Source organism: Paraburkholderia sp. GAS448 (assembly GCF_050435685.1).
GTDB lineage: Bacteria > Pseudomonadota > Gammaproteobacteria > Burkholderiales > Burkholderiaceae > Paraburkholderia.
The window spans coordinates 44,802-57,245 of sequence record NZ_JBNDKT010000044.1 but is presented as its reverse complement, the minus strand read 5'-3'; the positions used below and the strand labels follow the sequence as shown (position 1 = coordinate 57,245).

The window sequence follows — 12,444 nt, the reverse complement described above, 5'->3', positions numbered from 1 at the left end:
CGTTCACGACATAGTTATAAGCCCCGCCCGGAGCATGAGGACCTTGCGAGGTGAGCAGCTTGTAGTGATAGCCGTAATAGCCTGCCTGGCCAGCGCCTGCCAACGTGCCGAGTACCGCAAGCGCGAGAAGCGACTTCTTCATCTGCTATTCTTCAAACCCTGTGAATTTGACTTCACAACTGTTTTGGGTGCGCTATCAATTGGTTCGCCACGGAAAAACCCCTGCAGGGCCCGTAACGTAAGACAGGATGGAAGCTCGTGGGACCTGGAAAGCGGGCTAAATTTCGCCTTCTTTCCAGACTTGGAGAGGCAGTGGCGCCGGATAGGATTACCGTTAAAGCGCCACCAGAAGATGGAGACAATCAGAAAAATGTATGTTGACCCCAGAGTGGCGCACAGCCGCGCGAAACTCTTGTTGACCGATCATGCGGTCGATCCGCGCGTGTTCGACGCCAAACTAAAACGCATTCTTGAAGAGGCGATGCGCCAGGCAATGCGCAAAGGCAACGGCCGTCGCCAGTTGCGCCGTCAACTAGATGGATGGTTGGCTCCGACCCTTGAAAAACACGGCTTTAACGTCTTCGCGCACGACCTTCCCGACGGCAATATCGGCGTTCAGGCCCGGGCAATTGTCGCTGACCCATCGTACGGTGTGCGTGAGATCGGCTATGCCATGGTCCTTGGTAGCCCCGAGATACGGGGCGGCCGCACCTACTTCACCGTCACGCCCCATGCCATTGCGCGCTGTATGCAGCGCAACCGCAAGCTGCGCCTGAGCGAGATCCGGCTTGAACTGGTCGCAGCCACCGCACTGGCCCCGGTCATATTCCACGTTGCCATGCACTCCGGATGGTATCAGGCGGCGATTCCGACACCAGCTGGGATGTTCGTGGGCGAGTTCAGCCGCGGCAACGGCCTCGTCATGCGCACCTATATCCAGCCGGGTGCGAGCGGGCGCCGATCGAGGTGGGAAGCTGTGCTCGAAGCGCTGCCTCGCATGCCACCCGAATGCGCCACCATCGGCGACGCAGCGATCATCGAATACAAGGACACGGTAATCCGGTGGCTTGACGAGAACCTCGAGGAATTCAGTCGCAGCGTTGCGTTCCTGCGCGAGCCCTATGAACGGGGTGACGATCCGCAAGGCGCTTTATGGAACGCGGCCATGACGGCCGCGGCCGCCTAGGGCAGGGGAGGCGAACCTTCAGCATAGTGGACCACCTCAGCCCGGCATTCGGATTCTGATAGCCCCGGGTCCGTTGCCGCACAAACGAATCCGTTGTCAACCCTGTCCGGTCCGTCGGTGTTTGACTGGTGTTAACGCGTGGTGGCGTCAAATCATAAAAGAATGTCACCTAAAACGTAAACCTCCTCGTCGGATTGCCGTATCTTTGCCGGACTGTTCCATCTCCCGTCGCGTCTACGCGTGCCCGGCGCGGAAGAAAAGCGTCCAATTATTTGTGGGGGAAAGGGTGAGCAGGTTCTGTTTGCCAACGGCTTTGTCGGCGACACGCCCTACTGAACGCTCCCCGATTTCTTTCCTTCCCCCAACCTGCCTTTGGAGACCATGCCATGAATTTTCTCGACGGTTCCCTCTACACTGAAAACCAGCAACCCCTGATCATCACGGCCGCGCCCTATGCGCCGTCGTGGGTGCCATCCGACTTTCCGGAAGACATCCCTGTCACGATGGAGCAGCAGATCCAGAAGGCAGTGGATTGCTACAACGCCGGCGCCACCGTGCTGCATCTGCACGTGCGCGAACTTGACGGCAAGGGCAGCAAGCGCCTGTCCAAGTTCAACGAGTTGATCGCCGGCGTGCGCAATGCAGTGCCCGAGATGATTATCCAGGTGGGCGGCTCGATCAGCTTCGCCCCGGAGACCGAAGGTGCAGCGGCCAAATGGCTGAGCGACGATACGCGCCACATGCTGGCCGAGCTCGATCCCAAGCCCGACCAGGTCACGGTCACGATCAATACCTCGCAGATGAACGTCGTAGAACATTGGGAGGATGCTGACGTAAAGGGAACCTCGATGGAGGATCCCGAGGTCTACAACGCCTACAAGGAGATGACCGTGCCGGCGCAGCCCGGCTGGGCCGAGGAGCACATCCGCCGCCTGAACGAAGCGGGCATCCAGAGCGCCTTCCAGTGCTACAACATCAACAGCTTCGAGTCGGTTGAGCGGTTGATTCGGCGTGGCATCTACAAGGGCCCACTGGTCATGAACTGGGTGGCCATCGGTGGCGGCATGGACGCACCGAATATCTACAACCTTGCCAACTTCGTGCGCGCCACGCCGGATGGCGCGGTGCTGACGGTGGAGAGCTCGATGCGCAACGTGCTGCCAGTCAACATGATGGGCATTGCGTTGGGCCTGCATGTGCGCTGCGGCATCGAGGACAACATCTGGAACCAGGCGCGCACGAAGAAGATGAGCACTGTCGAGCAGATCGAGCAACTGGTGCGCATCTCACGCGAGTTCGGCCGCAAGGTTGCCACCGCCCAGGAGGCGCGCGAGATTAGCAAGATCGGCGTGTTCTACGACACGGTGGAAGAGACCCTGCTGGCCAACGGCTTCGCGCCTAACCGCAACGGTGCTACTCAGGGCTTCCTGCGCAAGGCCGTCTGAACGGGCGAGGAAGCAGGCCATGCCGCACGTGGAAACGGCGCGATGAAGTCTGGCGATGCACCCACACCGTCCTGCTATGCCCGGCCTGCGCGACCACGTGGCGGTCTGCAAGGCGTGTGGTGCACCCAGCCTTTTCTGCGCTCTGACAGCGGGTTCGGCCGACAACGCGAAGGCGACTCAGGCGCCGCTCGATGCGGCCGATCCCGCGATGTATCTCGCCAGGCGCAACGGTCGCGACCGTGTGGACGCTGACCTCGGCGTTCCCGAGTCAGAGCTGTCGCCAGTCGCCGCCGCAGACCGACCGGTATCACTCAGGCAGGCTTAAGCAATCCAGACAGCGCCGTTCATTTCAATTGGCCGTTACGCCAATCACGCGGCGTCACGCCAAACCTTGAGGCGAACCAGTTCGTAAAAGAACTCTGTTGGTTATAGCCGAGCAGTGCCGCAACCCGTCCGATCGGATAACGCGGGTTGCTCATATAGCGCACGGCAAGTTCGCGCCGAACTTCCTCGACCAGTGCCGAGAACGTGGTATCAGCCGATCCAAGCTGCCGCTGCATGGTGCGTACGCTCAGACGCAAATGACGGGCAACCAGCTCGACCGTGGCCTGCTCGACGGGCAATAGCAGGTAGATCGCCTTGCGCACTTCCAGCGCGGTTGAATCCGCACCCGTTACGTAGAGTGGAGCGGCGAGGCTCTCGGCATAACGGACCAGTTCTGGGTCAGCCGACGGATTCGGGTAGTCGAGTTCGGCGGCCGCGCACACGAAACCGTTGAAATCGCTGCCGAACTCCAGCGGACAGCTGAAGAAGCGCCGATGAAACGTCAGATCAGCGGGCCCTGGGTGAGTGAAATGGACGGCGCGCGGTTTCCAGTAGTTGCCGAGCAGCGCGCTGGAGTGGCGCGCGAGAATACCAACTGCAAGTTCGATCGCCTGCTTTGTTGGTACACCCGGATCGACGACGAGTTCCTCCCGGATGGTGACCGTTTCCCCTGCGTCCTCGACGTACACGGCAAGCGCTTCGTTGAGCAGGTGCCGGAATTCGGCTGCGGCCAGCAACACCTCGCGCAGCGTGCGTTTGTGCGCGAGCAGGACATTGACCACGCCGGTCCCGAACTTGTGCCGGGTTTCCGCCATTTGCAGCGCGAAACCAGGGCACGACGCCTTTTCAGCGGTGAGTTCCAGTAACCGGCAGCACGCGGCGGCCGAAACGCGATCATCCGGATTCGCTAGCGTTGCGGGATCAAGCCCGACCTGCTGCGCGAGCTCGACCGGATTCAGTCCGAGCCGCCGCGTCACATCGAAATAGCCGCTCATCGCTACCGAGCGTAGCATCGTTTCCATCGCTTTCCCTCCAGCTCCGTAGGGCTGCGCCTCGCCTTCCGGCAATGAAATGCCTGCTGTGTGTGAATACCGGTGTTTACACGGGGTGGCATCGATCACTAAAAGGATGGCGTCTATTCGCAAAAGTGTAGCGCGCGATTGCCGTATTGTGCGAGCACTGCGGGTGGTACTCCCCGGCGTGCGCCGGGGAGTGACCGGATACACACAATCGGCCTCTTTGAACTGCCGGGCAAAGAACGCCGCTAACGAGAAAGACATGAAGGAGACGAATCATGCTCATGCAGCATGCTGAGCCCACGACGGGCGAGATTCTGGCAACACAAGCGGACGTGCCTGTCTATGCCTGGGTGGTATTTGCCTTGACGGTTGGATTGCTGCTCTCCGACTACATGTCGCGGCAGGTGTTGAATGCCGTGTTTCCACTGCTCAAGGCCACGTGGGAGCTTTCTGACACACGGCTGGGTTCGCTTAGCAGTGTCGTCGCGCTGATGGTTGGCGTGCTCACGTTCCCGCTGTCGGTGCTTGCCGACCGCTGGGGCCGCGTGAAGAGCATCGTCCTGATGGCGGCGATGTGGAGTCTCGCGACGCTGGGCTGCGCGATCGCGACGAACTACGGCGAAATGCTGCTTGCGCGTGCCTTCGTGGGCATCGGCGAAGCCGCTTACGGCAGTGTCGGTATCGCGGTTGTCCTGAGCATCTTTCCGGCGCGACTGCGCTCCACGCTCACCGGCGCTTTCATGGCGGGCGGGGCGTTTGGCTCAGTGCTGGGCATGGCGCTCGGTGGTGCGGTCGCGGCTCACCTGGGCTGGCGTTCGGCGTTCGGTGCAATGGCGGCCATGGGGATCGTGCTGGTGATCGTCTACCGGTTTGTCGTCACCGAAAAGCGTCTCGCGCTGCTCCAGCCAGCAAGCATGAGCAGGCAGGGGCTCGGTGTGCGCATGAGTTTTCGCGCGCTGATGAAGGGGCTCTTTTCGACGAAGTCCGTCGTGTGTGCGTATGTCGGCAGCGGCATCCATCTACTCGTCCCGGCCGCTGTCTGGGCGTGGATGCCGAGCTTCCTGAGCCGCTACTACGGCATGACCACCGACAAGGCTGCAATCAGCGCGGCGGTGTTTGTGCTGGTGACGGGCCTTGGCATGGTGGTGTGCGGAAATCTGGCCGACCGGCTCAGCAAGAAAGCACGGGAAAAGAAATGGGGCGCCGCGATCGCCTTCTGCCTGGCGTGCTTCACGCTGCTCGCGATTGGTTTCCGCATGCCGGCGGGTCCGTTGCAACTCGTTTTGATCGGCGTCGGCATGTTCTTCAGCGCAGGCGCGAGCGGCCCCTCGGGCGCGATGGTGGCGAACCTCACGCCGCCGCCGATTCATTCGTCCGCGTTTGCGACTCTGACGCTGGCGAACAATCTGCTGGGCCTGGCACCCGCTGCCGTTCTGACGGGCATCATCGCCGACCGGATCGGGCTGCTCGGCGCGTTGCAACTCGTTCCGTTTGCGCCTCTCATCGCCGCAGTCGCGTTTTTCATCGGCAAGCGGAATTACGGCGGCGATCTGGACCGCCTGGACGCCCTGCGCGAGCAGGCCGCATGCTGAGCGGGTTCTCACCCCGCGACGGTGCCGTTCGCTCGCTCACGACGCGACGGCTCCGGTTTTTAAAAACATAAACTGACCCAAAGCCGGTGGGGCTTCCCGCCGGCGACTAGAGCAGACCATCTACACACGTCGGCGCTGGCCGCGGCTGCTCATGGGCACAACCCAAGACTGATCTGGCGAAGACGCCAGGGGTAAGACGAGCAGTTTCGCCTGCAAGCGAAATCGATTTTGCAGTTTGAGCAATGAGGAGATTGAACATGGCAAAAGCAGTGCGATTCCATGAAACCGGTGGTCCCGAAGTCTTGCGCTACGAGGACGTTGAAGTGGGCGAACCGGGCCCCGGACAGGTCCGCCTGCGCCATGAGGCTGTGGGTCTGAATTTCGCCGACACCTACTTCCGCAGCGGTCTGTACCCGGTCCCGCTGCCTGCGGGCATGGGCGTCGAGGCCGCGGGTGTGGTCGAGGCCGTCGGCCCCGATGTGGCAAACGTCGCCGTCGGCGATCGTGTGACCTACACCGGCTTTATCAACACGCTCGGCGCCTACAGCACCGAACGCGTGATCCCGGCCGCGCCACTCATCAAGCTGCCGGACGCGATTTCCTGCGAGACGGCTGCCGGTATGACAATGCGAGGCCTGACCTCGTCCTATCTGGTGCGCCGCATTTACGACTTCAAGGCGGGCGACACCATCCTGCTGCATGCGGCCGCCGGCGGTGTCGGCCTGATCGTGTCGCAATGGGCGAAGCTGCTGGGTCTCACCGTGATCGGCACGGTTTCGTCTGAAGCCAAGGGCGAGGTGGCCCGCGCGCATGGCTGCGACCACATCATCTACTACAGCCGGGAAGACGTCGCGAAACGCGTGCGCGAACTGACCAATGGCGTCGGCGTGAATGTGGTGTTCGACAGCGTCGGCAAGGATACCTTCGAGGGATCGCTCGATTCGCTCAAGCGGCGTGGCCTGATGGTCTGTGTCGGCACGGCTTCCGGCCCGATCCCGCCATTCAATCCGCAGACTCTCGCGATGAAGGGCTCGCTCTACCTGACCCGCCCGGCGCTGGCGGACTACATCGCCGACCCCGCCGAGAAGAACGAACTCGCCGGCGAAATCTTCGGGCACATCGCCGCGGGCCGCATCAAGATCGAACTGAACCAGCGCTACGTGCTTGAGGATGCGGCGCAAGCTCACCGGGACCTGGAATCGCGCAAGACGACCGGCTCGTCGGTCTTCGTCATCTGAGGGGAAAGCCATGCGAGTCGAACAATTGACCTGCACGATCGGCGCCGAGCTGGTCGGTGTGAATCTCGCCGATGCCATCCACGATGATGGTCTGTTTGCCGAGATCCGGACGGCGCTGCTGAAGCATCGCGTTCTGTTCCTGCGCGACCAGGACATCACGCGCACCGAGCATGTTGCGTTTGCGCGCCGCTTCGGCGAACTGGAAGACCATCCAGTCGCAGGCAGCGATCCCGAGCATCGGGGCCTCGTGCGCATCTACAAGACCCCGGATCAGCCCAACGACCGCTACGAAAACGCGTGGCACGCGGATGCTACCTGGCGCGAAGCGCCGCAATTCGGTGCCGTCCTTCGCTGCGTAGAGTGCCCGCCGGTTGGGGGCGACACGATGTGGGCGAACATGGCGCTTGCGTATGAGAACCTGCCTGCGCACGTGAAGGAGCAGATCGCCGACCTGCGCGCACGCCACAGCATCGAGGCAAGTTTCGGTGCGGTGATGCCGATCGAGAAACGCCTCGCGCTGAAGGCCCAGTATCCGGACGCGGAGCACCCGGTCGTGCGCACGCACCCTGAGACGGGCGAGAAGGTGCTGTTCGTGAGCGCCTTCGCCACCCATTTCACCAACTATCACACGCCGGCTCGGGTGCGCTTCGGGCAGGACGCCAATCCGGGCGCAGGCGATCTGTTGCGCTATCTCATCAGCCAGGCGTACATCCCGGAGTACCAGGTGCGCTGGCGCTGGAAACCCAACAGCATCGCGATCTGGGACAACCGCAGCACGCAGCACTATGCGGTGATGGACTACCCGCCGTGTCACCGCAAGATGGAACGCGCCGGAATTATCGGCGACAAGCCGTACTGACCGGGCAGGAGGCCGCTTCATGAATCTCGATACGACACCGACCATTCTGATGGCGCGACTGGGGCAGTCGCCTCGTTGACCTCAGCGAGGTGGGTCACCTTAACCAGGTGGCTGGCCTTGATGAATGCCCGGCGGGGACGAACTGCTCGCCTTCTTTGACGGCCGGGTTGCAAAGTGGAAGCCGGACGCAGTGGTCTCCGTCGAATCGGTCCCGCTCGGTGCGACCGGCAAGGTACTCAAGCACCAGTTGCGGGAGCAGTACGGGGACTTTACCTGTCGGCCTGCTACGCCGACGTGGCAGCAATGCAGTTTCATTCAAGCAACAACCGATAAACCGCCGGGGTCCGCCCGGCGCAAGCAAAACCGGAGGAGGCAGAATGAAATCGAAGCTGAGCAGCACTGCGGCGTTGGTGATGTTCGCCACCGCCGCCCATGCCCAGTCGTCGGTCACGCTCTACGGCGTACTCGACACTGGACTGCTGTATCAAAGCACCTCGGCGGCAACGTTCCTGCCAACCGCGCGAAACCAGGGGCATACCTATCAACTCAAGGACGGTGGCATCTATTCCAGCTACTGGGGCCTGAAGGGAAGCGAGGACATCGGCGGTGGCTACAAGATCACCTTCAAGCTGCAAGGCACATTCAACACCGCGAACGGCAAGTTCGGCCTCGCCGACACGCCTGGCACGACCGCAATCTTCAACCAGTTCGCGACGGTTGGGGCATCCGGCCCGTTCGGCACGATCGACGCCGGCCGGCAGATCATCCCGATGATCTACGCGATGGCGGAAACCGACGTCCGCGGCGCACAGTATTTCGGCAGTATCCTGACTGCCTGGCTGGGCATCAATCAGGCGGCCGGCTGGCCCGGCACCAGCACGAACGCCCCGATCGGCGCCCTGTATGACAGCAACGCGCTGGTCTACAATTCGCCGAAATTCTATGGCGCGTCGCTCGCGCTCGAGTACGCACCGGGCGGCGTCGCCGGCCAGTTCCAGGGCGGCACGCGCGAGTCGGCCGTGCTCAAGTATTCGAACTACGGTCTGAATCTGTCCGCCGTGTATTACAACGGCCATGACACCAATCCGTTCCCGCTGACTTACCCGGCGGCGCCGGCTGTGCCGGCCACGGGTCTGGCCAACAATCGCTTCTACTATTTCGGTGCGATGTACACGATCGCCGGATTTTCGATCTCGGGCTCGTACGGCGTCGGCAAGAACCCGGCGAAAAGCAACACCGCGGACTTCGAAATGGCATCGGGTGGCATCGGCTACCAGTTCAACCCGAGCTTCAAGATCACTTCCGGCTACTACTACCTGAAGGACCGGAACAATTCGGCGAATCACTCGAGCGAAGTCGCAGTGGGTGCCGAATACAACCTGTCCCAGAGAACCAGGGCGTACGCGCAGGTCGGGTATGTCGGCAACAAGGGGACCATGAACCAGACGATCATCTATGGGGCTCCGGTTGCGCCGGGCATGTCAACCACGGCGGCGATGATCGGCATCCGCCATACCTTCTGATTCCGCAACCCGCGAACCACAACTAGCAACCGGAGTATTCAATGAAGAGCATAAAGACATTCAGGCTGGCTGTTGGAGCCGTAATCGTTGCAACATCCATTACCGCATGGTCCCAGACCAGCGAAACGACCAGTGCGCCGGGCGCATCCGCGATGGCGGCGTCGGGTTCAACGGCGCCGGCTACTGGAAGAAAGGCAAATCGGGCTCTGCGCCGGCAGGTTTATAACGCCATCTCGAAGCACAAGGAGATCAGTGCCGGAAATATCAGCGTCGTCGCAAGAGACGGCGCGGTGACGCTCACTGGCACGGTCACGGACGCTTCCCAGGTGGGCAAGGTCGCGGAAATTGCGCAGGGCGTTCCCGGAGTAACTTCGGTCACCAACAAGCTGACCGTGCAAAAACCATTTGGCGGCATGTAAGCTGCCGTAGTCGGCACGAGAGTGCGGCGGGGGCCGATATGAGTCGGTCCCGCGACCTCCACCGGCAGTGTCGACTTCCGATCAGGCGGCCTCGCGCCGCTTCTCAGGTTTTTCCTCGCCGCCGAGTGGCTCGACGATGCTCGCCAGTCTGCCGAAAATGGCGTTGATGAAGGAGAGAGCAGCAGCACAAATGCCGCTCGGTCGAGGCACATATCCCCAGCGAAGCGGGCTGCAAACAGCAGGTATTGATGCAGCCGGACGCCATGAATGCACGCCAGGAAACTGTCGTGCCGTTGGGAACGGCCGGTGCCTGTTGTATGGAGAGCGTTCGCGATGCAAGACCGCTGGCCGCCCCGCATGCAGCAGGGGCGGCTCTCGGGGCAATTGGTTGTGGCTTCAGACTGCTCCGCCGTTGGGGGAAATGATCTGGCCCACCAGATAGTGATTGTCGGACGCGAGGTAGACGGCAAGCGAAGCGTACTCCTCCATCTTGCCAAACCGGCCGAGCGGAATGAGCTGCATAAGCCTGTTCTTTTGCTCCTCGGTGGAACGGGCGAAGTACTTTTCGAAGTCCGGCGTCTGGATGCCGCCCGGCGCGATCGCATTCACGTAGATGTTCCCGCCGGCCACTTCTGCCGCCACCGTCCGCGTGAATGTAATCACTGCACCTTTCGTCGCGGAATAGTGCGGACTGTGGGCGCTGATGGTGGACATCCCGGCAATCGACGCAATGTTGATGATCTTGCCGCTGCCTTGGACCTCCATGATCCGCAATGCTTCGCGCGTGCAGTAGAACACGCCGTGAACATTGACGCCCCAGTAGCGATGCCATTGTTCGTCTGACATCGAGCTGGTAAAGCCCAGCGCCTGCCTGGGCATTGGCGTTGTCATGTAATCCCAATGCCTGTTGCGCCGTGCGTCGTCTTCGGGACCGATCGGGCCGATTCCCGCGTTGTTGACCAGCACGTCCAGTCGACCAAAGCGCGCCTTGATGCTCGCGAAGAGTTCCCCCACCTGAGCGCTGGAGGAAACGTCGCATACCTTGGCGATGCATTCGTGCGCCCCCGCGGCGGTCACTTCCTCACGGGCGGCGTTCAGGTTCTCCTCGTTGACGTCGCATATGATGACCTGGCTGCCGGCACGCGCATAAGCCAGTGCAATGCTCTTTCCGAGACCTCGCGCACCGCCCGTCACGAGGGCGATCTTGTTATCCAGTGTCATACGACTGCTCCATTCAGGTTGCGATCAAACTAAAGCCGGCCTCAAGGGGAAGGTGATCCGGCCTATGTGCCACAAGACTACCGGGAGCGTCGCCCTGAAAGCTCCCCCCAGCAGCGGGGGGCCGGGTTTTCAGGAGTTTCGCCGCGCGAGAGCAGACCGGTAAGCTTCTCGAAAACATCCACGGCTTTTGGAGAGGCGAATGAATTCAGTTGAAGTCTCAACTTTGAGAGGACAGGTCGCTGTCGTGACGGGCGCAGGTCGCGGCATCGGCCGCGCTATTGCGCTTGCCTACGCGAAAGCTGGGGCAGCCGTCGTGTGCAGCGCACGCTCAGGCGACGAGATCGACGAAACCGCCGCCTTGATCACCGCGCACGGCGGTCGAGCGATCGCGATCGCCTCGGACGTAACGGACTACGAGTCGGTCGAGGCACTGTTTGCAGAAGCGGTTCGGGCGTTCGACGGGGTGGACATCGTGGTCGCCAATGCCGGTGTGGGCACCGTGACCGGGACGGTCGAACACTCTGATCCAAAACTGTGGAAACAGGTTATCGACGTGAACCTCGTTGGCGCGTTTCATACCGCGCGTGCGGCGATTCCGCATCTGCGCCGGCGTGGTTCGGGCAAGATTATCCTGTTGGGCTCGGGGCTGCGGCAGCGTCCGAACGCCAATCTGTCCGCCTATGGCAGTTCGAAGGCGGGTATGTGGCTGCTCACGCAAACCCTTGCGCTGGAGCTCCAGGACGCCAACATCAGCGTCAATGAGCTGATCCCCGGGCCGGTGCGTACCGCGATGACTGACTTCGGAGGCAAGTGTCAGTTCAATGAGGAGTGGGTCAAGGAACCGGAGGACGTCGTTCCGCTCGCGATGCTCCTTGCCAGCCAGCCGGATTTCGGCCCATCCGCACAAAGCTTCAGTCTGATGCGCCGCGCCTGAAGGCTTTCGGCTCGAACTCCATGAACGAATAGAGGGGCGCCGCGCGCCCCGGGAGATCTGAATGAGTGAAACCGCCTTGCATACGCGAGCTGCCTTCAGCCATATGGAGAACGGGACGGCAGAAGACTGGACCGTCATCCTCGCGGAATTCTCGACGTTTACGAAGTCGCTGCCCGATCGCGTGCTGACGCACCTGCGGCTGCTCGAAGGGGACTGCGGTGGATTTCCGGTCGACCGCCTGACGCATTCGCTTCAGACAGCCACGCTTGCCCATCGGGACGGGCGCGACGAGGAGTACGTGGTGTGCGCGCTGCTGCACGATATAGGCGATACGCTGGGTAGCTTCAACCATCCTGACATCGCGGCTGCGATCCTCAAGCCATTCGTACAGCCGGAGAATCTATGGATGCTTGAGAAGCACGGCATCTTCCAGGGCTACTATTTCTTCCACCATCTGGGTCAGGATCGCCACCTCCGGGAGCAGTTCAGGAACCAGCCCGAGTTGTTCGAACGAACGGCGGAGTTTTGCCAGAAATACGACGCAGCCGCGTTCATGACCGACTACGACACTCTGCCGTTGTCGTTCTTCGAGCCGATGGTCAGGCGTGTGCTGTCGAAGCCACGCAAGTCGCTCTATGTGATGCAGAACGCCGATTGATTCCTGCGACGGAAGTTTTGACCGCC

Annotated in this window: 11 protein-coding genes and 1 pseudogene; 9 read left to right on the top strand and 3 right to left on the bottom strand. The window is 61.6% G+C overall.

Annotation, left to right across the window (positions count from 1 at the left end; genetic code table 11):
• Positions 1 to 91, bottom strand: a pseudogene (locus P3T23_RS40840) (DUF2950 family protein); the annotation flags it as partial.
• Between the two features lie 279 nt (positions 92 to 370).
• On the opposite strand from P3T23_RS40840, the gene P3T23_RS40835 reads away from it, so the two are divergent.
• Together P3T23_RS40835 and P3T23_RS40830 are read left to right on the top strand one after the other, a co-directional pair.
• A complete protein-coding gene (locus P3T23_RS40835; protein WP_429321733.1) occupies positions 371 to 1,186 on the top strand; it encodes a hypothetical protein in 816 nt (271 codons plus the stop codon).
• A gap of 386 nt (positions 1,187 to 1,572) precedes the next feature.
• Positions 1,573 to 2,631 carry a 3-keto-5-aminohexanoate cleavage protein gene (locus tag P3T23_RS40830; RefSeq protein ID WP_429321732.1) on the top strand — a complete coding sequence of 353 codons (1,059 nt, stop codon included), beginning with the start codon at positions 1,573 to 1,575 and terminating at the stop codon, positions 2,629 to 2,631.
• Positions 2,632 to 2,975: 344 nt separating this feature from the next.
• Here P3T23_RS40830 and P3T23_RS40825 read toward each other — a convergent pair whose 3' ends face one another.
• Positions 2,976 to 3,977 (bottom strand): AraC family transcriptional regulator, encoded by a 1,002-nt coding sequence (locus P3T23_RS40825; protein WP_429321731.1) that lies wholly within the window; start codon positions 3,975 to 3,977, stop codon positions 2,976 to 2,978.
• A 272-nt stretch (positions 3,978 to 4,249) separates the two neighbouring features.
• Between P3T23_RS40825 and P3T23_RS40820 the strand changes: the two genes are divergently transcribed.
• The 5 genes from P3T23_RS40820 to P3T23_RS40800 all read left to right on the top strand — a co-directional run bounded on the left by P3T23_RS40820 (position 4,250) and on the right by P3T23_RS40800 (position 9,605).
• Positions 4,250 to 5,566, top strand: a complete 1,317-nt coding sequence (locus tag P3T23_RS40820) for an MFS transporter (RefSeq protein ID WP_429321730.1) — start codon at positions 4,250 to 4,252, stop codon at positions 5,564 to 5,566.
• Positions 5,567 to 5,823: 257 nt separating this feature from the next.
• On the top strand, positions 5,824 to 6,804 hold the full coding sequence (locus P3T23_RS40815) for a quinone oxidoreductase family protein (protein WP_429321729.1): 981 nt from the start codon (positions 5,824 to 5,826) through the stop codon (positions 6,802 to 6,804).
• A 10-nt stretch (positions 6,805 to 6,814) separates the two neighbouring features.
• Positions 6,815 to 7,663 carry a TauD/TfdA dioxygenase family protein gene (locus tag P3T23_RS40810; RefSeq protein WP_429321728.1) on the top strand — a complete coding sequence of 283 codons (849 nt, stop codon included), beginning with the start codon at positions 6,815 to 6,817 and terminating at the stop codon, positions 7,661 to 7,663.
• Between the two features lie 377 nt (positions 7,664 to 8,040).
• A complete protein-coding gene (locus P3T23_RS40805; RefSeq protein ID WP_429321727.1) occupies positions 8,041 to 9,186 on the top strand; it encodes a porin in 1,146 nt (381 codons plus the stop codon).
• Positions 9,187 to 9,227: 41 nt separating this feature from the next.
• The gene (locus P3T23_RS40800; RefSeq protein WP_429321726.1) at positions 9,228 to 9,605 is read left to right on the top strand and encodes a BON domain-containing protein; all 378 of its coding nucleotides are present in this window, start codon (positions 9,228 to 9,230) and stop codon (positions 9,603 to 9,605) included.
• A gap of 396 nt (positions 9,606 to 10,001) precedes the next feature.
• Here the strand turns inward: P3T23_RS40800 and P3T23_RS40795 are convergent, their stop codons facing one another.
• Complete coding sequence (locus P3T23_RS40795; RefSeq protein WP_429321725.1) at positions 10,002 to 10,826, bottom strand: SDR family NAD(P)-dependent oxidoreductase; 825 nt, start codon at positions 10,824 to 10,826, stop codon at positions 10,002 to 10,004.
• Positions 10,827 to 11,025: 199 nt separating this feature from the next.
• Between P3T23_RS40795 and P3T23_RS40790 the strand changes: the two genes are divergently transcribed.
• Both P3T23_RS40790 and P3T23_RS40785 read left to right on the top strand, forming a co-directional pair.
• Positions 11,026 to 11,760, top strand: coding sequence for an SDR family NAD(P)-dependent oxidoreductase (locus P3T23_RS40790; protein WP_429321724.1), 735 nt, complete (start codon positions 11,026 to 11,028; stop codon positions 11,758 to 11,760).
• Positions 11,761 to 11,821: 61 nt separating this feature from the next.
• Positions 11,822 to 12,418, top strand: coding sequence for an HD domain-containing protein (locus P3T23_RS40785; protein ID WP_429321723.1), 597 nt, complete (start codon positions 11,822 to 11,824; stop codon positions 12,416 to 12,418).
• Positions 12,419 to 12,444: the final 26 nt, after the last annotated feature.

What these genes read in the sequence shown, in the direction of transcription:
- P3T23_RS40800 (WP_429321726.1), top strand. Translation starts at nt 9,228, where the DNA reads ATGAAGAGCATAAAGACATTCAGGCTGGCTGTTGGAGCCGTAATCGTT.
- P3T23_RS40790 (WP_429321724.1), top strand. Translation starts at nt 11,026, where the DNA reads ATGAATTCAGTTGAAGTCTCAACTTTGAGAGGACAGGTCGCTGTCGTG.
- P3T23_RS40785 (WP_429321723.1), top strand. Translation starts at nt 11,822, where the DNA reads ATGAGTGAAACCGCCTTGCATACGCGAGCTGCCTTCAGCCATATGGAG.
- P3T23_RS40795 (WP_429321725.1), bottom strand. Translation starts at nt 10,826, where the DNA reads ATGACACTGGATAACAAGATCGCCCTCGTGACGGGCGGTGCGCGAGGT.
- P3T23_RS40820 (WP_429321730.1), top strand. Translation starts at nt 4,250, where the DNA reads ATGCTCATGCAGCATGCTGAGCCCACGACGGGCGAGATTCTGGCAACA.
- P3T23_RS40805 (WP_429321727.1), top strand. Translation starts at nt 8,041, where the DNA reads ATGAAATCGAAGCTGAGCAGCACTGCGGCGTTGGTGATGTTCGCCACC.
- P3T23_RS40825 (WP_429321731.1), bottom strand. Translation starts at nt 3,977, where the DNA reads ATGGAAACGATGCTACGCTCGGTAGCGATGAGCGGCTATTTCGATGTG.
- P3T23_RS40815 (WP_429321729.1), top strand. Translation starts at nt 5,824, where the DNA reads ATGGCAAAAGCAGTGCGATTCCATGAAACCGGTGGTCCCGAAGTCTTG.
- P3T23_RS40810 (WP_429321728.1), top strand. Translation starts at nt 6,815, where the DNA reads ATGCGAGTCGAACAATTGACCTGCACGATCGGCGCCGAGCTGGTCGGT.
- P3T23_RS40835 (WP_429321733.1), top strand. Translation starts at nt 371, where the DNA reads ATGTATGTTGACCCCAGAGTGGCGCACAGCCGCGCGAAACTCTTGTTG.
- P3T23_RS40830 (WP_429321732.1), top strand. Translation starts at nt 1,573, where the DNA reads ATGAATTTTCTCGACGGTTCCCTCTACACTGAAAACCAGCAACCCCTG.